This window comes from Stieleria neptunia (assembly GCF_007754155.1).
Lineage (GTDB): Bacteria > Planctomycetota > Planctomycetia > Pirellulales > Pirellulaceae > Stieleria > Stieleria neptunia.
In genome coordinates this window covers 1,475,541-1,501,862 of sequence record NZ_CP037423.1, presented here as the reverse complement: position 1 = coordinate 1,501,862, position 26,322 = coordinate 1,475,541, and the positions used below count along the sequence as shown (strand labels likewise).

Genomic DNA, 26,322 nt, shown 5'->3' with positions numbered 1-26,322 from the left:
CTTTCTGCCAACTGCCAACTTCTTACTCTTCCCGCCTCCTGATGCTTTTGATTAGGCCTTGGATCATTGCGGAGAGTTCTTTTGATTCTTGTTGCCAGTGGCGGCCATTGGATTCGTTAATAAACCCGGCTTTCATCCCGACAATGACCTGCGTTCGCACTTCTCCGCACGAACCACGTGCATAGTCCAGAAACCGACATTGGTCCGACACGGTTGATCGCTCCATCCCCTCAGCGATATTCGATGGAATCGAAAGTCCTGCCCGTGTGACCTGGTCTCGAAAACCAAAGTCTCGCAAGGACTTCGTTTCGAGATAAATACTCGCGCTCATCTCCACCGCGCGCTTCCAAACATCTAAATCCTCAAAACCAGCCATACCCCTCACACTCCATTCTTACTGCCAACTGCCTACTGCCTACTGACGACTCGCCTAACACGCTCCTTCGCGGAGCAGGGCGGTTTTGACGGTTCGCCAGAGGATGAAGATGTCCAGACCGATCGACCAGTTGTGGAGGTAGAAGCGGTCCATGAACACTCGCTGCGTGTAGCTGGTCGAATTTCGGCCGGAGACTTGCCAAAGGCCGGTGATTCCGGGCCGCACCATTTGATAGAGCTCAAAGACTTCCGGATACTCTTGGATGTATTCGCGGTCGTAGTCGCCGCTGTCGATGATCGGTCGCGGCCCGACCAGACTCATCTCTCCGACCAGCACGTTGAACAGTTGCGGCAACTCGTCCAAACTGGTCTTCCGCAAGAATTCGCCGATCTTCGTCACCCGTGGATCTTTCTGCAATTTGTGGGTTCGCTTCCACTCCTTCATCATCTGTGGATTCTTCTGCAGATATTCACTCAGCCGGCGATCCGCGTCACAGACCATGCTGCGAAATTTGATCGCGCGAAACGGGTTGCGATACCTGCCGACACGATCCTGATAGTAAAACACTGGCCCCGGATCAAAGATTTTGATGGCGATCCCGATCGCGATCATCAGTGGCAGCCAGAACGGCAGGGTCAGCAACACCAGGCCAAGGTCGATCACCCGTTTGGCCAACTGGGCATGGGGGCTGGTCAGTGCCGTGTAACAATGCAGTTCGATTCCCGATCCACGCTCCGCCAACCGCACCGATTCGGTCGGATGATAGGAAAAATCCATCGGCAGCATCACGTGCGGGATCCCGTGAAACGCGTGATAGTCCTGCCATTGCCCGGCGTCCTGCTCGGCCAGGGCGAGCCGGCACGCGCCGGTTCCACGAAGGATCGATTCCAATTCCGTCGTCGGCCCCAGCCAGCAACTCTCCGAGCGACGCACCGGTGCGCCGTTGCCGACTGGACTACCGTTAGATCGTCGCAGCCCCTCGGGTGAATCGATTCGAACGAACTGACCATCGGCTTGTTCCCGCACTCGGGACTCCGTCGTTTTTCGCTCGGGTGCATTCGTCGCCGGAAAACCGTCCCAATGTCGCGTGGGGTCGAAAACGATCCCCGCCGGTCGCAACCCTTCATGTCGCGATCGGTCCAGTCGATCAAACAGCTGTCTGCTCGCACTACCGTTGCCGACGATCACGACCGGCTGAGTCCACCAGTCAAATTGGCTTAGGAATCGCCTGGCCGTCGGACGCACCGCGGCCAGACCAAAGAACAAGGTGATCGACAGTGTGGCCCAGCAGAGCCAAGGAAAGGCGCCCACGCTGGAACTCATCAGCAACCCGAATGCGACGCCCACCGTCACAACGATACAGGTCCGCATGATCCCGCGAAACTCTTGCGCGTAACTCGCACCACAGGCCGGATACAATCCGTGGATACGATGCATCAAGACGACCAGCAGGATCACGCTCAAACTAAACGCCGGATGCGGCGTGCCACCGTTCCAGCGGTGAACCAGCGTCGCCGCCGTGACCGCGACACTGCTGGCCAGGATGTCAGAGATCAATAGCGGCAAGGTTGAACGCAGGTCATACCACGCCTGTTTCCTGCCCAAGGCCAACGCCGTCGACGTGCCGAGCTTCTGCAGCGACGCAGCATCGAGACGACTGCCCGATTCGGACGGGTGCGTCGCAGCCACGCTCTCCATCACCGGACGGGCATCCGACGGCTTCTTTGCTGTTGTGCTGATCGCGTTCATGTTCTTCCGTGACCCAGTTTCTTAAAAAACATCATTGAATTGAGAGAACGAGACACCTGATCAACGCTTGCCCGTGATCAAACGATCGCTGGCACCGCGTCCATTCATTTTGACCGCTTCTCCATTGACCCGCTTTCGCGAACGCCCGTTGGAGATCACAGCCTCTTCTTCGTCAGATTCGTAGTACCGCCGGTAACCGTCGACGTAGCCATACTGGCCTTTTCCGTAGTAGTTGTAGCTGCTGTATCCATAGCCGCGACGACGTGAATCACGACCGTTGACGATCACACCATCGATCGGCACACATTGATCGCGAAGGATTTCCGTGGCCCGCTCGACGAGCGTTCGGTTGTTTTTTTCGATCCGCACGGCCAGCAGACAGCTGTCGACATGCAGTGTGATGATCGCCGGATCGGTCACCGCCAACAGGGGCGGGGAATCAATGAAAATCATGTCAAAGGACTGCCGGGCCTCCGCGATGAATTCCCCGAAAGACTCCGACTCCAGCAACTCCGACGGGGCCGAAGTCCGCGAACCGGCCGGACACAGCGTCAGATTGATTTGCTCGCATTCGTGCAGACTTTCCGAAAAACAGACGACGTGATTCAAGTAATCAGAAAGACCGGGCGAACGTTCAATGCCAAAGTTTTTTGCGACCGTCGGCCGCCGCAAGTCCGCATCGACCAACAACACCCGCTTGCCGGCCTGGGCCATCGAGACCGCCAGGTTGGCGATCGTCGTCGACTTGCCGTCGGAGGGACTGGGACTGGTCAGCAAGAACACTTGCTTCGATTGCTTCTTTGCCAAGAACAGAACCGACGTTCGAACGACGCGAAATGTTTCAGAATCAGTCGCCCGGGGAACGTGGAACGCCGCGATCATCGGTGAAATGGCGGAATCTTTGATCGCCTGTTTCTGAAGCTTTGATTCGCGAAGCATCGGCATGTGGGCCAAGATCGGTGCGCCGACCACGCTTTCCACTTCCTCGGGATTTCGGAACGTGCGGTCGGCCAACTCGGCCAGCATTGCCAAACCCAGCCCCAACATGATTCCGCCCATGATCCCCATCATGGCGATCTTTGACTTTGCCGGCCAAACCGGCAGACTGGCCGGAACAGGCATCACCAGCAAGTCGGTCGAAAAGCCGGAGTAGTCGTTGGTGAGATTCAATTCTTGCAGACGCTTGAACACTTCGTCGTAACGAGCCTGCGCCCGGTCGAGGTTCGCCTTGAGCGCCGTCCCCTTGAGAAAACTCAACTCAACTTCTTTGGCCAGCTTGGACTCCTGCTCCGAGAGGGCGAGCAACTCGGTTTCACGTTTGGCAAACTCGTTGATGTCACTTTTGAGCACGGCATAGTAGGCGGCCAGGATTTCGGCAGGCGGGACATCGAAATCACTTTCCTTTTCCTCAGACGGTTCATCGCCTTCCTGCGGAGCGAATTTTTGGATGCTGGCGATTTCGGTATCGAGTGCGACCACACTGGGGTGCCCGGCACCATAGGTGGCGCGCATGACCTGTCGCTGACTGAGCAACCCCATCAATCGATTGACTTTTGATGTACTGGACGTGTTCGCCACGATCCGAGCGATGTCCAGACCATCGTCTTTCGCTTTCCTCTCTTTTGCGATACTGACCAGCGTTTGCAGCCGAGCCATGTCATCTTCGGTCAACAGCGTCATCACTTCGGCATCGGTCAAGTCCTCCGGCCTCTTGCCCTTGACCGCGTCGGCGATGACCAGCCTTCGCGAACGGGCCGAGGCGAGAGCCGTCCGCACGCTCGCAAGCTCGCCTTCAATACTCTTGAGCCGGGTCCGGTGAATATCCTCCAGGTTCCCCACGCCGCTGCCGCTGACGTTTAGCAACGCGGGCACCGATGCCACGAAGTCGCGGTACGCCTGATCGGCTTCCTGAAGTGCAATCTCGTTTTGGACTTGAGCCTTTGCGATCAACTCGACTGCCTCGGCTCCCACGTCGTGCGACTGACCATCGACGTAAAGCTGATACGAATCAAAAACGGCTTGCAGCACCTTGGCTGCGGTTTCTGGATCACCGTCTCGATACGTCGCCCTCAAAATACTGGCACTCGCGCCTGCCCCCTGGCCTCCCTTGCTGATCGACAGACCACCGCGAAGCTGCCCAACCGAACGGTTCAAATTCGCCCGATCGATCGCTTGCTGAAGGACCTTGGGGCTGCTGAAAAGCTCGATATGCGTTGACAAGACTTCGTCTTGCATCGTCACCGCACCATCGGATGTGCCACGCACGCCCGTGCTCGCCATCTCGCTGGACAACTGGCCCACCAAGACGGCCAAGCTCGACTCGTAAACCGGTTTTTGTTTCACAAAGTAAATCGTGGCGCACGTCGCACCGACCAAGACGCCCAACATGATCAGATGAAAACGGCGGCGAACGATGCCGAGCAAATCGATATTCAGCTCTGCGCCGTCGTCGGCATCCAGAGCTTCGTCTTGGTAACGTTTCATGGCTTCAGTGGGGAGGAAGGAGACGCGTTTGAAGCGAGAAGGGGGTCAAACGCGAGCGCGGGGCTTTGATGCGTGTTCATCAATGATTTGCATGAATGTGGCGTAAGCTTCCAGCTTGCGTTCTCCACTGTTCGACAGGCGAGCATCGCTCTGAAAGGCAAGCAAGATGCTTACCCCACTTCCTAAACCTGGACTTCGTCCGCTTGGGTGACACTCACCCCATTCACACAACAACTGTTCACTAGTCAGTATTCGATCGATCAACGTTTTGATCCCGACCCGACGCGGCGCAACGAGATCACTTACAAATTTTGGGGCACCCTGCGGTGCGCAGCTTTAGCCGCCAGCGAGCCGATTGCGAGGCTCTATTGATTGATGGGGCATGGTGGATTGAACCAACCTTATGCCGATTGATTGCTCATCGAGAGTCCCTTGATGGCGGCGGCCCGTACCACTGACTGGCACACACCGTGCCGGACGCGACTGCGGCTGATCGACCGCCATCGGCTGCTGGGGCGGTGACGCAGCGCTGAAAAAAGAGACTGTCCGTGCGACGAACGGAGGCCATTGCCCAAGCACGTTGTTGACCGACACAAACAGAGAGACCTGCGTCGGCGTGCTTCACTGGCGGTCGCCCTGCGATCTCGATGGCTCGGACCACGAGTCGCTTTATGTTACGGCAACGATCAGTCAATCGCTGCGTCATCTCCGTAATCGGTTTCAATGAGAACACGTTTACACGGTCGTCATCGGATCGTTGGCAAATCAAGTTTTCGCTCCAGCGAAGGTCTGCTCTGTTTCGATAGTGTCGCCGCCATTCGACGCCCCGATTCTACATCGATTCAAAAACTGTCAAGCAATTTGATCAGCGCCAAGATCAAGTTGGCTCGGTGTCCCCCCAATCTGCAATCAGAGAATTTTTGGGATGTGCTCCAGTTCCCCCTTACGCAACACGAAGGGGACCTCGCCGAACCGACACAAATTGATTGTCGCAGCGCTTCACCGAACATTTATTTTGCAAATTTCTTTGCGACACCAGGACGAAGCTTACGGACGAACATCGGTTCACGCATTCCTCACCAGCTGCATCATCCATCCACACATGTCGTTGCAATGCGGTTGCCGGCGCAGTGTCGGAGATTCATTCGCAGGGGACGTCGATTGAATGAATGACGTCAAGGAAAAGGCAAGACGTGCGTTCAAAACAACGGGCAAGAGTGTTGGTGTGCAGGCTTGAGCCGCCCTCGTTCGCTGCGTCGCAGCGACCGCTTTGCGCACGTACGATGGCCCTTCCGGGCCGTCGCCCGTGGGGCTCTGCGCGACGACCTAGAAAGGACGTCGTACACCCCTCCGACGACCACCTCTCACCCATTCGGTCAGATCATTCAGATTTGCCGCGTTTCGCGCTAGCCCTAAGCTGGACGGTCTCGTCAGCCAGCCGCGACGCAACCGATCATTGCTTGGGATCGATCTTGACGATCTCGGCTTGAAAGGTTTGCACGCAGGCTTGGATCCAGGGATGGGATTCAATCTCTCGCATCCGTTCCATCCGCTCTTTGGCTGTCGCCTTGGGCGCCGGCTTGGGGGCCTGGGGGCGCCCGGGCGACGCGGCGCCGGCGACCAATTGAAGGGTGACCGGATGGCCGACGATTTCGGCCAGCGCCTCAGACACCGGCCCGCGATGCTCGGGCAAATCCATCCGCTTCATCGACATCGATGACTCGGCCGGAAAGACCAAATTGATTTTGGAGCTGCCTTCCAATTGCGCCTCCGCCATCGAGGCGATCGACGCGGTCATCGGCTGAACGCCCTGGAGCGCCTGCGCCAGGACTGCTTGAACGTTCGACGCCGACAATCTCATCTTGGGCGACGGCGGCGAGCCCGACGCGTCCGCGGGTCCAGCAGGCGCCGGCGAATTGGTGGCCGGCGTACTCGTGGCTGGCGAACTCGTGGCCGGCTCGGGCGGTTCAGGCTGGGTCGGTGACGTGGCCGGAGCAGCAGAAACCGGAGCAGCCGCGACGGGGGCCAGCGGCTCGGCGGGTGCCGGCGAAGAAGACGTCGGCGTGGCGGGTTGCCCCGCGATTGGCGGCGCTGGATCAGCCGCTAGCTTTTTTTTTTGCGGTGCCGCCTGGGCAGGGGGCAGCGGTTTTCCGCTGCCAGCAGCGGCGGCCAAATCCGCTATCGCTTGCAAGTCGGGCAAGTTGCAGATCTGAATCACGGTCGACTCGAGTAACACCCGCCCGTAGACGCTGTGCCGAATCCGAACGAGCGTCTGGTCGATCAATGCGACAACGGCCAGGACGGTTTGCAGCCCCCAGGCGTCCCCCAATTTTTTCAGCTCGCCGTGCATGGAGGCAGCGGTGTGGCGTTGCAGCGTGGCGTCGCAGCCGACCGTCACGGCCATCAAGTCGCGAAAGTACCCCAACAGTTGTTCGGCGATCCGCCCGGCGTCGACACCGGCATCGACTGCCGCGTCCAATTGAGCGAGCGCGTCGGCGGCATCGCGCTCGCACATCGCTTGGGCTAGCCTGTGCAGCCGTTCATCATCGGCGGTCCCGAGCATCGAGTGAACTTGATCGGCCGTCAAATGCCCGTCACTAAAACTGAGCACTTGCTCGAGCAACGATTGGCTATCCCGCATCGAACCGGCGGCCCGGCGTGCGACCAGCTCGAGGGCCGCCTCGTCGGCCTCGGCATTTTCCGCGGCCACGATCTCCTGTAGCCGTTTGACGATTTTGGAAACTTCGACCGGCGCAAAATCGAAGCGTTGACACCGACTCAAGACCGTGATCGGCATCTTCTCCGGGTCGGTGGTGCAGAAGATGAACTTCACATGCTCGGGCGGTTCCTCCAGCGTCTTCAGCAACGCATTGAACGCCGCCTGGGTCAGCATGTGGACTTCGTCGATGATGTAAATTTTGTACCGCGAGCGGCTGGGCCGGACGCCGACGTTGGCCCTCAGGGAGCGGATTTCGTCGATCCCGCGATTGCTGGCTCCGTCGATTTCGATCACATCGATGTCTTCGCCCGAATCGATCGCCTGGGCGACATCGTCATTGTTGTCAAACGTCGCGCTGGGCCCGCCGGGGTTGTTGAGCGCCTTGGCAAAAATCCGCGCCGTGCTGGTTTTCCCGACCCCCCGAGCCCCGGTGAACAGGTAGGCATGACCGACCCGCCCGGTTTCGATCGCATTGGTCAGCGCCCGACCGACGTGCTCCTGGCCGACCAATTCTTCGAAATTGCGGGGACGATAGCGGCGAGCGACAACGACGTAGGAGGAATCGTTTGCGGGTACAGGAGGGTCGTCGGACATTCGTGATGCAATCGAATTCGAACCGTGCGGGCGTTAATCTGGGCATCCTACACGATATCGGATGGAAAAGAATCTGGTCAGAAAATGGGCGGGTCGAAAAATGGGGGGAACGAAACCTCAGCCATCGACGACAAGCCCAAAGCCGATTCTGAAATTCAGTGATGCAACCCTCCCGCACAGAGGTCGTGCAGTTTTTAAGTCGTTGAATTCAAAGGGGTTTCGCCACTCTCCCTCTGGGAGAGTCGAGCGTAGCGAGGAGAGGGTTCTCTTTGCTGCTTGGGACGCGAATCTGGCAGCTGAAGTAAAACTCGCAATTCACCGTTCGACCTCCCCTTGCTGCGCTCGACCCTCCTGCGAGGAGGGCTGCTTCGTAAACTGCACGACCTCTACACCGGAGGGTTTCTTAGGTTGTGCAGAGATCAACCGCTACCAGGAGGGTGGCTTTAGAAACTGTCCGCCTCAGGCGGGGGTGGTTGCCAGATTCGGCTTGGCGACCGGCGACTTGGGGCTCGAAAACCACAGGATGCCCAACCCGATCAACGTCGTGGTGGTCAAAACGACCATCCAGGTCGCCGGCAGATGCATTTGGTTCTCGAACCCTTCGCCGAGAAACGCGATCTTGTCCTGGTACTTCGTGGCCAGATTCAATAGGGCGTTGTGGGTGAAATGCATCAGCACACCGGGCCAAACGCTTTGGGTGCGATAGGCGATCCAGCCGAGGATCAGCCCCAGCAGCGTCGTCGGCACAAATCGCTCGATCAGCAACATGTTGCCGGTCACGACGTGGAACAGTCCAAAAATGACGGCGGTGGTCACGATCACCCGAGCCGGCGAGAGGACCTTGCGAAGTGCCGTGAACAAAAATCCGCGAAAGCACAATTCTTCGATCACCGCAGGTGCCAGCGCCAGGGTCCCCACCAGCAACCACGCCGGAGCGACTTTCAGTGCTTCGACGGTTTGCCGTGTCTTTTCGATCCGATCCACATCCAGCCCGCCGATTCCCATCTGCTTGGCAATCACAAACGACTCGTGCGCAAACCCCCAAGCTCCCAACCCGACCAGCAGCGCCCCCAGCAGTGCCAGCGGTGACGGCATCGCCAATTGATAGCTCGTCGAGAAATTGCAGCGTGCCAACACGACCGAGACAAACGGGATCAGGCCGAAGGTCAAAATCAGCGCGATGGCGTTGAGCATCAGCACCGTGGTGATGGACAGCTCGGGCACGATCCGGATCAGCACGTTGCTGACCAGATAATAGATCGGAACCAACAACGCCAGCGTCATCGCGGCGGCTTGGGGTGACGGCGTCGGCGTCGGGCGCGTCGGTCGTTTCAACATGGCGCCGAACGATTGCCCGCTGGTACGGCTGACCGCATCGCTGCCGAACAACTTCGATGCGATGGCGATCGCGGCCACGGCATATCCGATTGTACTGAGGACCGTGATCACCGCGGGCGCCGCTTGCGCCGTCCCCTGCAACACCTCACGTGCCAGCAAGACGATGTTGATCAACGGGGCAATCGCCAAGGGCCCCTTCAAGGTCACCCCGGGCATCAGCGACAACATCCCCGGAGTCAACGACAGCAGCATGACGGGAATCAAATAGGCCTGGGCTTCTTTGAACGAGCGCGCGAAGCTGGTCAGCGACAGCAGCACGGCTGCAAAGAAGCCGCTGAAGAGCACCAACAGCCCGAGGATTTGCAGCACGGCCAACCACGGAAACGCGTCTTCCCCACCGGTCAACAGTGGTAGCAGCCGGCCTGCCCACAGCGTCGTGAACATCGCCAACAGGTTCGCCATCGCGGTGAGCAAGGCGACGACGACGACGGCAACGTATTTTGAGAACAAGATGTACGAGCGGGGCACCGGCGATGCCATCAGCGACTCCATCGTGCCCCGTTCTCGCTCGCCGGCGGTCAAATCGATCGCCGGGTAAACCGCACCGGTGATCGTCATCAACACCAACACGAGCGGTACGATTGTGCCCAGCATCGACGGCTTTTCGGCGACCCCGACGTTCTCCACGGAGACCTCCGTCGGCGGCGTGTAATCACTCAATTGTGACTGGGCGAGCGTTTCGGCACGCGCCAAACGCAACCAATGCAGCCGTTCGGTCAAAATCCGTTGGGCGCCCTGGCTGGGCGGATCACCGTTGAACGCCGTCAATCGCAATCGTGGCGGATTCCCCGCTTCGATGCGGGCTGCCAAATCGATCTTTTTCTCTTGGAGGGCTTGCTTGGGATTGAGTCCGACGGACGTGGTGTTGACGACACGAAACGTGGCGAGTTTCCCCTTGCTGGCCTTCAGGATCGCCGCGGGTGGCTGGCTCATCGGGTCTTCCAGCCACGCCAGCAACAGGTTGCCTTCGTCGTCGGTTTCGACGCCGATCGTGTACGGCGTCTGCTCGGACGTTCCCGCCGTGGACGAAACCAAAAAACGATTCAGCGCCATGCTCAGCAGCGGATAGACCAGCAGGGGCATCATCACCAGCGTGATGATCGTTCGGCGGTCACGCATCGTCTCGCGGAGCTCTTTCTGGCACATCCGGACGAGCCGATTGCCGGGCTGATGACTCTGCCGGCGTGGGCGGCGCTGCGCCGTCGCGGCGCTGCGATCCTGGAGGCTGCGATCCTGGGGGCGGCGATCTTGGGGGTCGTTCGACACGCTCGGCTAATTCCTGATCAAGTCCACGAAGATGTCCACCAACGATTTCTGGCCGGTCTGTTCCTTCAACTCGTTGAGCGTGCCACAGTATTTTAGTTTGCCGGCGTGCAACAAACCGAACCGATCACACAAACGTTCGGCTTCGTCCAAACGGTGCGTGCACACGACCACCGCTTTGCCACCGCGACGCAAAATATCGATGTAGTCAAAAATGGTTTGGACACCGACGACATCCAACCCCCGCGTCGGTTCATCGAGCAGCATCACCGGCGGGTCATGAATCAGCCCGCGAACCAGCGTCACCCGTTGCCGCTGTCCCGTGCTGAGTTCACCGGCACGTCGATCCAACAGAGGCTTGATATCCATCATGTCGGCCAAACTTTCGCAGCGTTGTTCGGCCAGCGTCGCATCAACGGCGTACAGATCGGCGAAGTACAACAGCATCTCCCGGACCGTCAACCAGGGGTAAACCCCGTCGCTGGCCGAGACGAAACCGAGACGGCTTTTGACGGCCATCGGATCGGCCGCCGTGCGGACCCCGTCGACTTCCGCATAGCCCGAATCGGGCTCCAGCAATCCCAAGATCATCCGCATCGTGGTCGTCTTGCCGGCCCCATTGGGCCCCAACAACCCGAAAACCTCTCCCGGGGAAATCCGAAACGAAACGTCGTCGACGGCGGTCAAGACACCATCATCGAGGGGAAAGGACTTCGTCAGCGAATCGACATGCAGCATGGACGTCCGCAACCACGGAAAAGAGCAATGAGTGAAGAAGAGGAAACCTGACCGCCGCCCGGGAACGCCCGGGTCAGGTTACGAAGTCGACAAACGCAATACGCAGCGACTCGCGTTTCGGTGCATTGTTACAGAGAATCCGCCGACTCGACTACTCCCAGCGGCCCGTTCTGCGATAATCCACGCTGCGGACCTTCCAATCGCGGTCCACGACACCTTGAAACACCGTGTCGGATCGCAACAATCGCGAGCAACGAATTCTCGTGACGCCCCACGAAGCCCCCCGACGATCGATTCCATTGCCCGAGCCGACCGACACAAACGATCCGGCCCCCCTTCGCATCCTCTCGTTCCCGGGCGACAGCCCACGCGACGGCGGGGATGGCGCCGAACCGCCCAGCACGGACGATCCCCCGAGCACGGACGAACCGCACGACGCGACCGAACCGCAAGACGCGACCGCGTCCTTCATGACGCTGACGGGGGAGACCGAAACGCAGCCCCCCAGCACGCTGGAAAACTGTACGCTGGACACTCTCGTGAGCGAGGACGAGGGCGACGATGGAGACTCGGACGCCGAGTTGTTGGTCGGTGAACCGTCCCCGAACAAGTCCAGCGACGCCGACCCGGCGAGCTTCGCGGACAAACGCGTTGCCTTGGTCGGACGATTCGGCAGCATGAGTCGACGTGAAGCGGCGAACGTGTTGCAGTCGTTCCAAGCGGTTGCCGTCGATCTGCCACGGCGTTCCTCGGCTGCGGCGAGCGGAAAAAAACGCGACGATCCGTCCGCACCGCCCGCCGACCGCATGATGCTTGACTTGGTCGTCATCGGTGCCGACCAACCGCCGCTCTCGCAGGACGAGTTGTTGCCGCCCGGCGTGATCGATGCCGCCGGCCGCGGCGAGCTTGAAATCATCCACGAAACCGAGCTCTGGCAGCGACTGGGGTTGTTCGATGTCGGGCGCTCTGCACAGCGTTATTACACACCGGTCATGCTGGCCGACCTGCTGGGCGTTTCGGTGCGCGTGATTCGGCGGTGGCACCGCCGGGGCCTGATCACCCCGGTGACGACGTTGCACAAGCTGCAATACTTCGACTACGCGGAGGTCGCGACCGCGAAGCGTCTGGCCGGGTGGATCTCCGCCGGTGCCAGCCCAGCGGCGATCGAACGTCGACTGGTCGACTTGGTCCAAGTGCTCCCCAATATCCGCCGCCCCCTCGATCAGCTTTCCATCTTGGTCGAGGGCAAGCACGTGCTGTTGCGGCAAGGCGACGGACTGGTCGAGCCGGGCGGACAGATGCGTTTCGATTTCGATGCGTTGGAAAGCGATGGGGCATCGACGCCGGAGGTGTTGGCGTTTGAACCGCCCGACCAACCGCCGATGCTGCGCGCGGTCAGTACCGCCGAACACGATCCGATCCTGATGGCCGCCTATCAAGCCGAAGACGAGGACGACCTGGAAACCGCGATCGACCTGTACCACACCATCCTGGCCCGCGACGGGGCACGCGCCGATGTCAGTTTCCAGATCGGCGAACTGCTTTATCGCATGAATTTTTTGATCGCCGCCCGCGAACGCTACTACAGCGCGATCGAAATGGATCCGGAATTCGTCGAAGCCCGTGCCAGCCTGGGCGCCGTGCTGGCCGAACTCGGGCAATTGGAACTAGCCGTCGCCGCGTTGCGTGGCGCCCTGTCGATGCACGACGACTACGCCGACGTCCACTACACGCTCGCCAAAACGCTCGATCGAATCGGCGATGACCGGCAAGCCCTGCAGCATTGGCAACGCATCCTGCAACTCGCCCCTGATAGCCCCTGGGCCGCAGAAGCGAAAGAGCGGCTGGGGGTTTAGGGAGGGAGACAAGGAGACAAGGAGAATGCGAGCTGTGGAGCTTTAGTTGGTATCTGTCGTCTTGCCCCCATGTAAAGTTAACCCGGCCGGATCGGGCGAGACGCGAAATCGCTTGTGAGAAAATCGGAAAAGAATCCGCAACGAATCCTCGGACGCGACGACGACAGAGACCACGCAGGCGACCGAATTCTAAACGGGGATTTCAACGTGAGCTGGTCATATGACAGTGCAAGCCAAGTCTGGCGCTGCACCAACTTTTCGGATTTGCAGTACGCCGAAATCAACAATTTTGCCGAATACGGCCAACCCGTCAGCCCTTACCAACCGGGTTACGACCACGACCACGTTCCGGATTTTGGCAACGTGGTGATTGAAATGACGCAGGCGGCGGTGATGAACAGCGGTTACGGTGAGAACATCACGACGCTCGATTTCCCGCTGGTCAACCATTTCTTGGACAACGGCGTGATGATGGGTGACACCCGTTACATGCCGCAAGTGGTCGAGCGCGGTGCCGACGCCATTCTGGCCGCCGTCGGCGCGATCCCCCGATTGCCATCGGGGCGGCATCAATTGGGGCATCTGATTGCCCGCGGGAGCGTGCGAAACAGGGATCGGTTCATCTCGACCAACCTGTACGGATGGGGTTCCTACGGCATCACGCCGGGTACCATTTCAGCCGGCGACGCCGCCTACATTCACGGCACCGTCAGCTTTGCATTGAAACGTAACACCGTCTTCGTCGTGACCTCGGCAGAACGCCGCGTGGAAGCGGAGATCGGTGCCGGCGACGACAACTGGGACTTCGATTCCGGCACGATCAACCCGGTCGTCAATGCGACCGTGGCCACGCTGCTCGGCCCGGACCACTACAACCTGACCGCCCCGATCCGCATTCAATTCCGCGGCACCGGCAAACGCATGACCGCGACGAAGCGACTGTGAGTGGCGTAAGCTTCCAGCTTGCGTTGTTCGAGCGGAAAAGGGGTCAGGTACCAAAAACCTAATGGCCCGCAGGGTGCTTCGCATTTTTGGGACCTGCCCCCTTTTTCGCGGCACCCTAAATCTAAAAGTAGCCAGAGCACTAGACCATTCCCCAACGCCGTCGCAGATACCACTCCGCCGACAACATCCCGGCGAACAGCGTGAACACCAGCCAACCGCTTGCGGGGCCATCTCCCAAGCGGTTCTTTTCGATCACCGGCGTTTCGGCACTGCGGCGTTTGTTGGCAATCGCATCGATCAACGCATCGATCTGTTGCGGATCGAACGAGGCGCCGCCGTGGTCGGCGGTCAGGTCGGCCAATTGTTTCATGTACACCGGATCGGCCATCGGCCGCGCCAGCTCACGACTGGTTTCGGTGACTTGAAACGCGACTTCATCGGGCTCGATCGATTCGTCGCTGGCGCGGACGACCAACTTGTAAAAGCCCGGTTCCAATGGTGGAATCTGTCCACTGATCCGCGGCTCGCCGCCGGCCGTTGCGGTCACATCGAGCGTCGTTTCGTTGCCTTGATCGTCGACCACCGTCGCCGTCAGCGTCACGTCGGTCGCGGTCTCACCGACGCGCATCAACCTGGCCCGAAACTCCGGTCCTCGGTCGGATTCGAATCGCCGCAGGTCCAGTTCCGCGATCAAGCGATCACCGCCGGATTCTTCACGCGACATCAGCCACAACATCAGCTGGCGCCAGAACCGTTGATGGGCTTCCGCCTTGCCCGCTCGCCACCAACGAAAGGTTTCATCGATCGCCAGCGAGGCCACACGGCCCTTGCCGTAGCCGCCGATCACCAACAGCGGCTGTTGTTGATCGGTCGTCAGCAACGTTTGCACCCCGGCCGCGGCCTTGGCGCCGACCAGTCGGTTGGCGCCGGACAGTTCGGGCAACGACTTCCAAACCGACGCGGGGTCGCGTCCGCCCAGGTCGACGATGGGGTGCCGCCGGGCGACTTCGATTTTGATCGGTCCGGGAATTTGCGCCTCGGATCTCGCCGCCCGCTCCGCCGCGGTCATCACGCCACGTGTCGGTTGGCGACGCCGCGACGGATCCATTTGGATCGGCAGCACCTCGGCGAGTTGTCCGTCGGCGTAACCGCCGGTTCCATAGGTCTGCAGCCCACCGAGCGTGATCAGCCCGGCGCCCTGGCTGACCCGTTCGGCGAGTTGTTTCAACTGTGCATCGCCCAAGGCATTGGAATCCAGATCACCGATGATGAAGATGTCGTAGCGTCCCGGTTTCAAGACGGTGTCCAGCGACACCGGCCAGGTTCGGTCACCGCGGATCGGCGCGTAGTCCAGTTCCAGATCGGGAAAGCGTCGCAGCGAACGTCGCAAGAACGTTTGTTCCGGCCGCCCCGGGCCTTCTAGAATCACAATGCGACCGCCGCCTTCGCGGACGTCGACGAACGCGGTTTGAGCGTTGTTGCTGGTCACCCATTCGCCGTCTTGCGCAGCCGCTTCGACTTGCAAACGATACAACCCCGGCGCGGGCGCCGTCATCGGGATGGTCAGCGCGATGGATTCACGCGCGCCGCGGGGATCGATCTGACGCGACCGCGCTTCGGTCTTGGTGCCATCGGCATCGATCCAGGACACGGTGACGGGGATTTGTCGATTCGCCAAACCACTGGCTTCGACCGTCACGGAAACATCGAATTGGTTTCCCGCAAACAATTGAAAACTGTCAGGCAAATTAGTCAGTGCCACGTCGCGTGCCGACGCGTCGCTGCTGGGCGGCCCGATCGGGACCGTCCACAGCGGGACCGCCAGCGCATCGAGCACTTCGGCGCTGCGCCGGGCGGCGGTACTTTGGTCTGCCGTCTGGCTTTCGGAATCCGCGACCGCCGTTTGCGTTCCGTCACCGAACAAGACGACGCCCGCCATCGGTTTGCCGGCGGCCGCATCGATCGCGCCTTGCATCGCCAGCCCCAAGTTCGTTTCATCGCCGACCGGTTGCATCGAGTCCACGGTATCGGCCAGTCGCGCGATTGCATCACGTTGCCTGGCCTGGGCGATTGACTCGGATCGGGAATCATAGCGGAGCAGTTGCACGTCCAGCATTTCATCCAGCGTGCCGACATCGGACAACAAGCGCCGCAGCGCCGTCTGCTGACTGGTCCAGCGATCCGATCCGTCACCATCGGGCAGCGACATGCTGCGCGAGGTATCGACCGCCACGACCAGCGTTGCCGCGGCGGGACGATTGTCGGTTCGCACCACAGTCGGGCGGATCGCGGCGATCAACAGCACGATCGCGGCCAAGGATCGCAGCACGATCAACCATGTTCGCTTTCTCGGATCGTCCGTCGGTGGCGTGACCAGCGTGATGACGGCAACGATCGCGATCATCGCCGCCAATGCGACCCAGATCGATCCGTACAGCGGTTCCAGGGTGAATCGTGTCATGCCGCCGATCTCCGCGTCGTCGAGCCTGACTTTGACGCCGGCGAGCGTCGATAAAATCGGTTCCCCAACACTTGTTCCAGCATGAACACAAACAGCGCCAACAACATGATCGGCGACCAGAGCGAGACGACGCGGGTTTCATCGCTGGACGTCCACTCCATTTCATCGAGCGAATCGATTCGCCGCAGATGGTCGGGGCCGAGCAGACGTTCCAACCGCGCCGCATCGATCCGCGTCGTCGCCAGTTGCTGGCGGGGCAAATTGGCCGTGAAACCGAGCCCGATTTCATCGCCACGGATCCAATGCACGCCACTGTGTTTGGGTTGCCCGACCACGATCCGCAATGCCCCGCCGCCTCGCCCGTTTTCGCCTTGCGGGACGTTGATCGGAACCGGGGTCGCCCCGACCGGAGGAAACCATTGCAACCGTCGTGGTTTGCCATCGGCTTCGATCGCGATTTGATTGCGAATCGGAATCGAAACCGGCGCACCGACGCGGGTCATCCAGCCCTCGGCGCTGCGTCCGGTCACATAACGGGTGACATCGCGGACCAGCGAAAACGCCGGCCAGTACTCGTCTGCTTGAAACAGTTCGTTCCAGGCCGAGGAGGGGGGCGTGATGGCCGGGATCGGTGTGGTCATCAACACAATCCGCCCGGAGCCCGACGCGTTCTCGGCCGCCGAATCGACCCCGGCAGTTTTCAAACTCCATTCGACGAGCGCGGCATGGTCCGTGCCGGCGTAGCGCATCAACACCTGGGCGTTGTCCGAGGGTGCGAGTTGCCAATACTGGTGGATTCGAAAATCTTGGAAGGGAACACCGCCGGGCGTATTGGCCAGCGTGACCAGGGCGGGATGGGATGCGGCAGAGATTTCCAGGAACGTTCCCGGTTCGGGGACGCGCCAACGGCGGCGGAACACCGGCCAACCTTCGACCGTGACGGTTTCATCGCCCAGCCGATCGCCCGTTGCGACCCACACCGAACCACCCTGTTCACGATACCGAACCAGTTCGGGCTCAGCGAGCGCGCTGCCGGGCGGGTCGAGCAAGAGGACGCCGTCGAAGTTCGTCATCCGCGAGGCGGCCAGGTCATCGTAGCCGATGCGTTCGATCGCGTACTGGGATGCCGGGTCATCGATCGGCACCGGGGCCGACACGGCCCAGGCGATTTCCTCGGCTTCCTCCGGTTGGTCGCTGACCAACAACAATCGACTCGGCGGCAGCACCGCCACGCTAAAGTAGCTCGCGTCATCGATCGCCAAGGCGTCCGCACCGACCAATCGGATCGCACCGTGATGCAACCCGACCGGCAGCGGCGGCAAGGTCATTCGCAATTCCACGTCGCGGCCGGGTTGCATCGTCACGCTCACGCGGTCCACCGGTTTGGCCTGGGGGCGAACGATGTCGCCGTCTCGGACCACGGGCAGGGCGGGGCTGCTGGGAAACAACACGCATTCGGCCGTGACGCTGAGTGAACCCGGTGGCGTTGCGCTTGATCCACCGGGCGGGGCGTCTTGATCCGCCTCCGACTCGCCCGCGTCGTCAACGGGAATTGCCGCGGCGGCTTCGTTGAGCGACAGGACCGCCGCGACGGCGATCGACGTTTCCGGGGCGGGCGATACGTCGGAAAGGGTTGCCAGCGAGACGGAGCGATTGGTGCCGACGGGACCGCCCATGTCCCAGACCGTCACGCCGACGCCGGATGATTCCAACAGCGCCGCCATCGATTGCCCCGACGACTCCGTGGCGAAACTCGACTCGGTCAACCCGCTCAAAACCACCACTTGTCGCGACTGAATCTCGCTCGTTTGCAGCAATCTGGCTGCTGCTTCGATCCGCGATTCCAGGGGCTGCACCACTTCCAGTGCACGCAGGGCATCGGTTTTGGAGAGCGCCCCGGTCCTATCGAGTGAAAACGCGGCGGGCGCGCTCGACCGATCGATCACGGCAAGTCGGCTTTCCCGGTTGGCGGCCAGGATCAACTGTTTGGCAGCCGCGCGGAGACGATTCAGTTGTGTCTCCTCACCGGTTCGCCACGCCGCCAATGGTGCATTGTCGACGACGATGGCCAGGGCGACCGGTGACGCATCATCGATCTCAGGCTTGGTTCCACTGGCCAACGTGTATCCGCCCCAACCCACCGCAACGATCAAGGCCAAGCCTGCCGCGGCGAGCAATGAGCGGACCAGCGTTTTCTGATTCGGTTTACCGGCCGCGACCGAAGCCATCGCCAACAGCGCGATCCCGGCGATCGACAGGATTCCGATCGTCGACCAGGTCAGCGACAGCGCACCGGCGATCACGGGGCGCGCCAACGCCAACGCGACCACGGCAATGGCGGCGATACGAAGTGCCAGCAACCACCATCGTCGCACCCGGACCTTGCTGCGGTTGGTTTCGAAGCGTTGGGTCAGCAAGCGCACCGACGGAAACATCACCTGTTTGGGTTCTTTTCGCGCGATCAGATGCAACGCGATCGGAATCCCGACCGCGGCCAGCGCGAACAACAAGGCGGTGTTAACAAACGTCACGAATGAATTCTTTGATTGTAGATTGGTTGTCCAACCCGGGTGGGATAGGCTTCCAGCCTGTCACGTGCAGGGTCGACAGGCTGTAAGCCTATCCCACTTCGTAACCGTCCGATACGAACGGCGACTACTCCTCTAAAGCCCGTTTTCGCATCCGCCGAATCTTGTCCTGGTGATGACGGTGGGTGCGAAAGGCATCCAGTCCGGCGAGGATCACGATCACCATCAGGATCAACGAAACGATCGACCAGGCCGCGACAAAGACGATCCCGACGTCGGCAAACGTGGCGACAAGGATCAACAACCCACAAATTCCGATCAACACATTGACACGCAGACGAGACTTTTTGCGTCGCTGACGGTATTCGACGTCTTCCTCGCCGTCGTAGGTATCGTGGGGCCAACCGCGGTGTTCGGTCCACTGTAACCAACCGGCGAAAAACAACAGCGTGACGCCCAGCAACAACCCGCCGTAGAACATCGCAGACACTCCTATCGAGTCGGTTCGGTTGCGGCGGAACTCAACGAGAGGAGCCACTGGTGTGCGACCCAAACGACCGCCGCAATCGACTCGCCGCTGCAGTTTTCGGGCACGTCTTGTTCGGTGTGCCAGTACGACGGCGCCCCGATTCCCGGCCGCGGATAGTCGAAATCGATCACATCGATCGTGGGGATCTTGGCGATCTGGTTGAGCGGCAGATGGTCGTCGCGCAATTCATGCCGCGTCCGCATGACAAAGGCTTCAACACCGAGCTGATCCGCTTTTTTCCAAAACGATCGCGCCACCGATTTGGCCAATCGGATGCTGTTGACTTCATAATAAAGCTTCAACTCCTTGTCCCCGATCATGTCAAACAGGACCCCGGCGGCGTAGGGCACCGCGGGAGGATCGTTTCGGTACTGTTCGGCAAAGTAGGTCGATCCTAGAAAATAGCGACCGCCATCGCGTTGCCAAATGAACTCTTCGCCGTCAAACAGGACCAAATCGACGCCGATATCGCTGGGCAGATCATCCAGCTGATTGGCCAATTCCATCAGTCCGGCGGTGCCGCTGGCGCCGTCGTTGGCACCGACAAACACGCCGCGTGGATTGTTCCGATCGCGGTCCGGGTAGGGGCGGGTGTCATAGTGGGCGCAAAACAAAAACCGTTTCGGACGCTCGGGATGCCAGGACGCGATCAGATTGACCATCGTCAACGGCGAACCGTCGCGGGGGTCGCGTGTTTCAAACGCTTGCCGGGTCACCGCGGCGCCACGTTCCTTGAAGAACGCTTCCAACAGACGTTGTTGACGCACCATCGCGGCGCTGCCCGAGGGTCGCGGGCCCAGATCGCACAGCTGTTTCAAATACGACATCGCCCGCTCGGCATCATAACGATCGGGAATCGGGTTTCGCGTCGGGCTCTCCACCGCGACCGCCCCCCGCTGGAACGCGCCGGTGGAGACGAGGATCAGCCACGATCCGGCACCGAGCAACAGACCGATCATCAGCCACGCGAAGACGGGGCGTGATCGGTTGGCCGATCCGGACGGTTCCGCCCGGCCGGAATCGTCGCTCTCGGTCATCGGATGGCGGGAACGGGCACGCGGCGAAGACGTCATCGCAGCATCGGATGTTGGGGTCATTCGAAGTCCATTTGAAGACGTCAATCGGTTCGCCGGCGGCACCACCGCATGACCGGCAGTTTCATTGTACGCGCTCCTGCCGCCCTCGGGCTAGGAGTTGATGCCGGCACGACGAGCATCAAAACAGCCGGTTGTAACCGTTCAGCGCCGCGACGCGGTAGGCTTCGGCCATCGTCGGATAATTGAACGTCGTTTCGACAAAGTATTCCAACGTCAGGTCTTCGGAATCCATCACCGCCTGCCCGATGTGAACGATCTCCGACGCGTTGGCCCCGAAACAGTGCACCCCCAGGATTTTCAGGGTTTCGCGATGGAACAAAATCTTCAGCATCCCGACGGTGGTGCCCATGATTTGAGCCCGTGCCAGACTTTTGAACTGGCTCTGGCCGACCTCGTACGGAACACGCCGCTCGGTCAATTCTCGTTCGGTTTGGCCGACGGAGCTGATTTCGGGACTGGTGTAGATTCCGGTGGGCAGATCCTTGACACGCAGGTTGCCGTCTTTGCGTCCCAGGACGTGCATCCCCGCCGCCCGGCCTTGGGTGTAGGCGGCACTGGCCAGCGAGGGATAGCCGATCACGTCACCGACGGCATAGATGTGTTTCTTGGCCGTTTGAAATTGATCATCGACATCCAGTTGCCCACGCTTGTTGGGCACCAAACCGATCGCATCGAGTCCCAGATCATCGGTGTTCCCGGTCCGTCCGTTCGCCCACAGAAAGACGTCGGACTTGATCTGTTTGCCGCTTTGCAAATGCAAGACGACGCCGTCGTCTTGGCCTTCGATACGATCAAACGTCTCGTTGTGACGAATCACCACGCCCTGGTCACGCAGGTGATACGACAGTGCGTCCACGATTTCATCGTCCAAAAATTCCAGCAGCTTGCCACGCGTGTTGACCAGATTGACCTTGACGCCGATGTTGCGATACATCGAGGCATACTCGGTGCCGATCACGCCGGCGCCGTAGATGGTGATGGACGTGGGTTTTTCGGCAAGGTCCAGAATCGTGTCGCTGTCGAAGATTCGCGGATGGTCGAAATCGACTTCCGGCGGTCGATAGGGGCGGGTTCCGGTGGAAATCACGAACGCCTTGCTGCGGACGGTTTCACCGTTTTCGATCGTCACGGTGTGATCATCAACAAACCGCGCGTGGCCGAAATAAATCGGCACGCTATTGCGGTCATAAAACGATTGACGCATCGTCACCTGCTTGGCAATGATCTCGGCGGTCCCCCGTCGCAGCTGCTCCATCGTCGGGCTGGTGTGAATCCCCATTTCGCGGAACACCGGGTTTTTCATCACGTTCATCGTGCTGGTGATCGTGTAACGCAACGCTTTGCTGGGAATCGTCCCCCAGTGCGTGCATCCGCCGCCGATTTGACGGTATCGTTCAGCGATGCCGACCCGCAGACCGCCCTTGCGAGCCTGCATCGCGGCCCCTTCGCCACCGGGTCCGGTCCCGATGACGAACAGGTCAAAATCAAAGTCGTTGTCAGCCATTTGTGTCCGCTTTTTTCGTTCGAGTTTTCAGTGCTTACTCCGCTTGTTTTACGTTGTTGATCGATTGTGTCCAATCCGATGGGACGTTTGCCCGGCCGAACTCCGATTTGACGCGTGGTCTCGCCTGGATGGGAAAGGCGGCAAATGCCCCGTCCGATTCGGCGAACCGGTCCGTCGGGGCAGGCCGGCGCCGAATGAGCGTTTTTTCCCGACTGCATGCTCAGTAGAGAAACGTCTGCTTTCCCGCGCGCAGGCCCGAGGCGTGGCACCCAAAATCAACAGTCCATTTCTTTCTCAGCTCGGCGGATGCGGCGGCTGTGTTGCAAAACCATGTTGGCAGACAAGGGCCGTGATGGATCAAATCTCCGTTCGAGTTGCGTTTTTCGCAATCCAATCGACCAGCTCGTCGCGTTCCACATCACCAGCTGCAAGCTTCAAGAACAGCGATTCCGCGTCGTCGACATTGGCGTTCAATTCATGACCATTTAGAAACAGAAAGGTTTCCATCGCAGCATGACCGATCCGTTTGTTGCCATCGACAAACGGATGATTCATCACCAGCGAGAAACACAACGCAGCTGCTTTGTCGATCAACGAAGGATAGAGTTCGTCGCCGTCAAACGTCATTTGTGGTTGCACCACAGCAAACTCAACGCCAGCGAGATCGCGCACGCCTCCAGCACCACCAGTCTGCTCGATCACGCGTCGATGCAATTCAAGCACCTCCGAAAGGGTGAGACATCGCATTAACCCAGCCGTCGATACAATTCGCGATTCTTGTCAAGGACAGATCTCGCTGCGCGGTCGAAGTCCTCCGCTGGTCGCGCCAAGAGATCATTGACTGCCGCTTTCGCTAGATCACGCGGATCGACGCCGAGTTCTTGTGCACGCTGTTGCAAACGTTTGGACTGGTCGTCGTCAAGATTCAGAGAAATGGACATTGGGTCTCACTAATGTCTGCCGACGGAACCTTTGTACGACACCGTCTGCCCTAAAGAGGAAGCCTTGAACTTTCTAGATTGGCCAGTTTAGCGTCAGATGGGGCTGGTGACAAAGTCAATGGCCGTCCGTTTGGGGAGTGGGGAGCCAGTGGACATGGTGGTGGGGCTTCACGCCTGCTCCGTTGAACGCGTTACCGGACTTCGATGTTCAGCGGCGGGATCGCCGCGTAGACGCCGCGGGTAAAGATCTGTTCGATCCAATTGTCCAGACGGACGATGGGTCGCTGGGGCACGATCACCACGTCGTTGTCGCGCAGCCAGATTTCGTCCGCCGGTGTCGGTCGCTTTCCATACACCGCTCCTTGCAGATCCAGCATCGTCGAAATCAATCGCCAATCTTCGGCCCGTCGCAGCACGACGACTTGACGCATGTTCCCGCCGGGCAGGTGACCGCCGGCTTGGGCGATCGCACCGAGCACCGTCGTCGGACCTTCCAGTTGAATGCGATTGGGCGTCGCGACTTCGCCGAGCACGTAAACGAAATGACTGGCCTGCTGGGTCAAAATCGGTTCGGCTTCCAATCCGACGACCAACTCGCGATAGCGCAGGTTGATCTCTTTCTTTAATTCCGGAAGCGAGAATCCCTGGACACACAGCCCGCCGATTCCCGGCAGCCGAATCTTTCCGTCGGGCATCACGGTGACCGTGAGTGCTTGTTGCTGCAAACCGCTCTGTCCGCCGACGGCGTTTCGAATGTCATCGGCCAATCGATTGGTTCGTACGGGCGTGACATCGATCGACGGTTCGTCATAGAGTTTCTTGTACTTCTGCTCCAGCACCTGGCGCAGCTGGCTGATCGAAAGGCCGGCGGCGTGGACTTGCCCCAACAGACGAACCGTGATGGTTCCATCGGGCTGAATTTCCAGACCGCGTTCGAGCGTCCCACGCTGCAGATCCGCATCGGCCACCGACTCGATCAAGACTTCGTCGCCGGGGGCCAATCGATAGTCGCCCTGGTCTTGGCGTCGGGTGATCAAATAGATGACTTGCAGTTCATCGCCGGGCCGCAGCCGATACTCGCCCAGATGCGCGTAGCGCGATGGACCGGCATAGCCGCCCGGTCCGTAGGCATCAAAGGGCATCGGCGTCATGTCTTGCCAACGCCCTTCGGCCCCGCAATGATTCTGACAGTCGACCGCCATCATGCATTTGGGGCATCCGCCCTGGCATGGATATCCACCGGGCACGTTGCGACAGCCACAATCGGTTTCGGTACTTCTGATTCCGCCGGAAACCGGTGCCTGCGCCAGTGCCTGCGCCGGCGCCGTCACCGACGTCTGGGCCGACCCGTTCGGGCACGCGAACAGGCACGCGACGGCTGCGACGGTCACGATCAGCGTCGAGACGAGATTCAGGCGAACGGATGATGGAGACTGCATGGCCAAATCTCACGGACTCGAATGACGTTGGGAGTGGGCGACGGAAACGCTTGCGGGTGAACGCGGATGAACAACGAGCGACACGACGCTACCACAATCTTGGAAACTTGCCGAAGAACCGTTTGATCGCCGACCCTTGCTGCCCCGGCGCGGGGCCGGTCGCCGAAGCATCGTAAACCTCGTACTCATCAGCGCGATAGCGTTCATCCACGCTGGCTTCGATCACGTCGGAATCAAACGTTGACTGCTCGGTTGATGGCGGTGCCGAACTCAGTCTCGGAAACCGAAATCCGGCCAACGAGGCGGGGATGAATCGAGACTTCTTCTTGTTCGGCTGCGTCGTGACCGGGGCGGCCGGTTCGGCCGACGGTGGCTGGCGTTGGCTATCATCGCCGGACGCGGGTCGGGCGAGAGACGACGGTTGCGTCAGCGTGTTGACCGCTGGAGAGATGGATGCAAACTGGGTCGGCGACAGTTCGATCACTTTCGGAAAACGTGTCCGCGCGGCGACCGGTGTCTCGGCTTGGACCACACGTTGGTCGACGCCCCCGACCGGGTTCGTCTGTCGCGCCATCACGCTGTCTAACGCGGCTGCGATCTCTTGGGTCGGTGAAAGCGTCATCGCGTGTTGAAGCGTCCATTGTGCTTCGGCATCGAGCCCCATGTCGGCCAACTGCATGCCCAGACGCGTCGCCAGACTGGCGTTGGAAGGCTGCCCCTGGAGCGCCGCACGACGGAGACAAAGCGACGTCTCTTCGGGCAACCCTTTGGTTTCATTGCGACCGAGTTGGATCGCCGCGATTAAATCCATCGCCTGGGCGGCTTGCACGTGACGGGCGGCAAGCGGCGCCAGTTTCACGCGTGCGTAATCCAGATAGCGGTCCGCAGACTGGGTCGGTGTCAGCCCGATCGACCCTGCGTCGGCGAGCGCGGGCGTTTGGTGCGACGACGCGATCGCGGCAATCAGCTGGTCATCGACCGCCGCTCCCGATGCGACGAAATCCCGCGCTTCGCGAATCGCGGTGCGAGCGATGCGCACGTCTTTGGCAGCGGTCGCGGGCCGCTGCGTCGATGCGGCCTGTCGATCGGCAACGTCGATGCCCGTCGCGGTCAATTCCAACGCCTTCCAAGCCGACGCTTCCGCCGAGGACCATGCCCCGACGGAATACTCGCGGTACGCATCATCCAGATGTCGGCTGCCCCGAGCCAAGCACGAATCGGCCGTGATCGACTGCAACCACGGCGACGAAACCACCTGGTCCGCGGCCGGCTGCGGCGCGGCCGTAGGCAAGGGAAGTGTTGTCGATTCTTGCGGCGGTTGGGTCGGGCGAGAGTTCACCGGCGGCAAACGACGGGGCACCGTAACGGTGGGCGGGTTCACCAAAGCGACGTCGTCGAGCCCGATCGCAGCGTGATGGGGCCCGGCGTTGCCGATTCCCGCGTTGCCGATCGCAGCGGGCGGATCCGCCTGGGTGAGGTCCGCGGCGGGATGGCCTGCGGGGCCGGCCAGATCCAAGGGGCCGGCCAGATCCGAGGGGCCGGCGACTTTCGAGGGCGCGTCGCTGTAATAGGGGTTGTCGCGTGTTGCGGCGTCCGCCGTCGAAGCGGCCCCCGAGAGCACGATGCCGAGCAGCACAACGCGTGATCGATTGCGAAGCGTCATCCGTTTCCGCTTTGTTGGGTCCATGGGTCTTCCGTGTC

The 26,322-nt window shown here is 60.4% G+C and carries 17 protein-coding genes; 2 read left to right on the top strand and 15 right to left on the bottom strand.

Annotated elements, in window-relative coordinates:
- Nucleotides 1-22 precede the first annotated feature (22 nt).
- From Enr13x_RS05270 to Enr13x_RS05245, 6 genes are all read right to left on the bottom strand, one after another.
- A complete protein-coding gene (locus Enr13x_RS05270; RefSeq protein ID WP_145385038.1) occupies nt 23-376 on the bottom strand; it encodes a four helix bundle protein in 354 nt (117 codons plus the stop codon).
- A gap of 54 nt (nt 377-430) precedes the next feature.
- Nucleotides 431-2,125 (bottom strand): sugar transferase, encoded by a 1,695-nt coding sequence (locus tag Enr13x_RS05265; RefSeq protein ID WP_231744105.1) that lies wholly within the window; start codon nt 2,123-2,125, stop codon nt 431-433.
- A gap of 60 nt (nt 2,126-2,185) precedes the next feature.
- A complete protein-coding gene (locus tag Enr13x_RS05260) occupies nt 2,186-4,609 on the bottom strand; it encodes a polysaccharide biosynthesis tyrosine autokinase (RefSeq protein ID WP_145385037.1) in 2,424 nt (807 codons plus the stop codon).
- A gap of 1,453 nt (nt 4,610-6,062) precedes the next feature.
- Complete coding sequence (gene dnaX / locus Enr13x_RS05255; RefSeq protein ID WP_145385036.1) at nt 6,063-7,922, bottom strand: DNA polymerase III subunit gamma/tau; 1,860 nt, start codon at nt 7,920-7,922, stop codon at nt 6,063-6,065.
- Nucleotides 7,923-8,381: 459 nt separating this feature from the next.
- Nucleotides 8,382-10,586, bottom strand: a complete 2,205-nt coding sequence (locus Enr13x_RS05250; RefSeq protein ID WP_315857013.1) for an ABC transporter permease subunit/CPBP intramembrane protease — start codon at nt 10,584-10,586, stop codon at nt 8,382-8,384.
- Between the two features lie 6 nt (nt 10,587-10,592).
- A complete protein-coding gene (locus Enr13x_RS05245) occupies nt 10,593-11,321 on the bottom strand; it encodes an ATP-binding cassette domain-containing protein (RefSeq protein WP_145385035.1) in 729 nt (242 codons plus the stop codon).
- A gap of 227 nt (nt 11,322-11,548) precedes the next feature.
- Here Enr13x_RS05245 and Enr13x_RS05240 point away from each other — a divergent pair, with 227 nt between their 5' ends.
- Nucleotides 11,549-13,177: a helix-turn-helix domain-containing protein gene (locus Enr13x_RS05240; RefSeq protein WP_231744104.1), complete on the top strand. Its 1,629-nt coding sequence runs from the start codon at nt 11,549-11,551 to the stop codon at nt 13,175-13,177.
- Between the two features lie 207 nt (nt 13,178-13,384).
- Nucleotides 13,385-14,122 (top strand): hypothetical protein, encoded by a 738-nt coding sequence (locus tag Enr13x_RS05235; RefSeq protein WP_145385034.1) that lies wholly within the window; start codon nt 13,385-13,387, stop codon nt 14,120-14,122.
- 139 nt (nt 14,123-14,261) lie between these two features.
- On the opposite strand, the gene Enr13x_RS05230 is transcribed toward Enr13x_RS05235, so the two are convergent.
- The 9 genes from Enr13x_RS05230 to Enr13x_RS05190 form a co-directional block, all read right to left on the bottom strand.
- Nucleotides 14,262-16,583, bottom strand: coding sequence for a glutamine amidotransferase (locus Enr13x_RS05230; protein WP_145385033.1), 2,322 nt, complete (start codon nt 16,581-16,583; stop codon nt 14,262-14,264).
- A complete protein-coding gene (locus tag Enr13x_RS05225) occupies nt 16,580-19,114 on the bottom strand; it encodes a BatA domain-containing protein (protein ID WP_145385032.1) in 2,535 nt (844 codons plus the stop codon). The genes Enr13x_RS05230 and Enr13x_RS05225 overlap by 4 nt, the downstream gene beginning before the upstream one ends.
- 124 nt (nt 19,115-19,238) lie before the next feature.
- On the bottom strand, nt 19,239-19,601 hold the full coding sequence (locus Enr13x_RS05220; RefSeq protein ID WP_390621059.1) for a hypothetical protein: 363 nt from the start codon (nt 19,599-19,601) through the stop codon (nt 19,239-19,241).
- 2 nt (nt 19,602-19,603) lie between these two features.
- The gene (locus tag Enr13x_RS05215; protein WP_231744103.1) at nt 19,604-20,737 is read right to left on the bottom strand and encodes a M28 family peptidase; all 1,134 of its coding nucleotides are present in this window, start codon (nt 20,735-20,737) and stop codon (nt 19,604-19,606) included.
- Between the two features lie 118 nt (nt 20,738-20,855).
- On the bottom strand, nt 20,856-22,241 hold the full coding sequence (sthA, locus tag Enr13x_RS05210) for a Si-specific NAD(P)(+) transhydrogenase (RefSeq protein WP_145385031.1): 1,386 nt from the start codon (nt 22,239-22,241) through the stop codon (nt 20,856-20,858).
- A 357-nt stretch (nt 22,242-22,598) separates the two neighbouring features.
- The gene (locus Enr13x_RS05205) at nt 22,599-22,988 is read right to left on the bottom strand and encodes a type II toxin-antitoxin system death-on-curing family toxin (protein WP_145385030.1); all 390 of its coding nucleotides are present in this window, start codon (nt 22,986-22,988) and stop codon (nt 22,599-22,601) included.
- Complete coding sequence (locus tag Enr13x_RS05200) at nt 22,988-23,182, bottom strand: DNA-binding protein (protein WP_145385029.1); 195 nt, start codon at nt 23,180-23,182, stop codon at nt 22,988-22,990. The genes Enr13x_RS05205 and Enr13x_RS05200 overlap by 1 nt, the downstream gene beginning before the upstream one ends.
- A 191-nt stretch (nt 23,183-23,373) precedes the next feature.
- Nucleotides 23,374-24,621, bottom strand: a complete 1,248-nt coding sequence (locus tag Enr13x_RS05195; protein ID WP_145385028.1) for a polysaccharide biosynthesis/export family protein — start codon at nt 24,619-24,621, stop codon at nt 23,374-23,376.
- An 88-nt stretch (nt 24,622-24,709) separates the two neighbouring features.
- Entirely contained in the window at nt 24,710-26,308 is a 1,599-nt protein-coding gene (locus Enr13x_RS05190; protein ID WP_145385027.1) for a hypothetical protein, read from the bottom strand.
- Nucleotides 26,309-26,322: the final 14 nt, after the last annotated feature.

What these genes read in the sequence shown, in the direction of transcription:
- Enr13x_RS05270 (WP_145385038.1), bottom strand. Translation starts at nt 376, where the DNA reads ATGGCTGGTTTTGAGGATTTAGATGTTTGGAAGCGCGCGGTGGAGATG.
- Enr13x_RS05265 (WP_231744105.1), bottom strand. Translation starts at nt 2,125, where the DNA reads ATGAACGCGATCAGCACAACAGCAAAGAAGCCGTCGGATGCCCGTCCG.
- Enr13x_RS05260 (WP_145385037.1), bottom strand. Translation starts at nt 4,609, where the DNA reads ATGAAACGTTACCAAGACGAAGCTCTGGATGCCGACGACGGCGCAGAG.
- dnaX (WP_145385036.1), bottom strand. Translation starts at nt 7,922, where the DNA reads ATGTCCGACGACCCTCCTGTACCCGCAAACGATTCCTCCTACGTCGTT.
- Enr13x_RS05245 (WP_145385035.1), bottom strand. Translation starts at nt 11,321, where the DNA reads ATGCTGCATGTCGATTCGCTGACGAAGTCCTTTCCCCTCGATGATGGT.
- Enr13x_RS05230 (WP_145385033.1), bottom strand. Translation starts at nt 16,583, where the DNA reads ATGACACGATTCACCCTGGAACCGCTGTACGGATCGATCTGGGTCGCA.
- Enr13x_RS05215 (WP_231744103.1), bottom strand. Translation starts at nt 20,737, where the DNA reads ATGACCCCAACATCCGATGCTGCGATGACGTCTTCGCCGCGTGCCCGT.
- sthA (WP_145385031.1), bottom strand. Translation starts at nt 22,241, where the DNA reads ATGGCTGACAACGACTTTGATTTTGACCTGTTCGTCATCGGGACCGGA.
- Enr13x_RS05205 (WP_145385030.1), bottom strand. Translation starts at nt 22,988, where the DNA reads ATGCGATGTCTCACCCTTTCGGAGGTGCTTGAATTGCATCGACGCGTG.
- Enr13x_RS05200 (WP_145385029.1), bottom strand. Translation starts at nt 23,182, where the DNA reads ATGTCCATTTCTCTGAATCTTGACGACGACCAGTCCAAACGTTTGCAA.
- Enr13x_RS05195 (WP_145385028.1), bottom strand. Translation starts at nt 24,621, where the DNA reads ATGCAGTCTCCATCATCCGTTCGCCTGAATCTCGTCTCGACGCTGATC.
- Enr13x_RS05190 (WP_145385027.1), bottom strand. Translation starts at nt 26,308, where the DNA reads ATGGACCCAACAAAGCGGAAACGGATGACGCTTCGCAATCGATCACGC.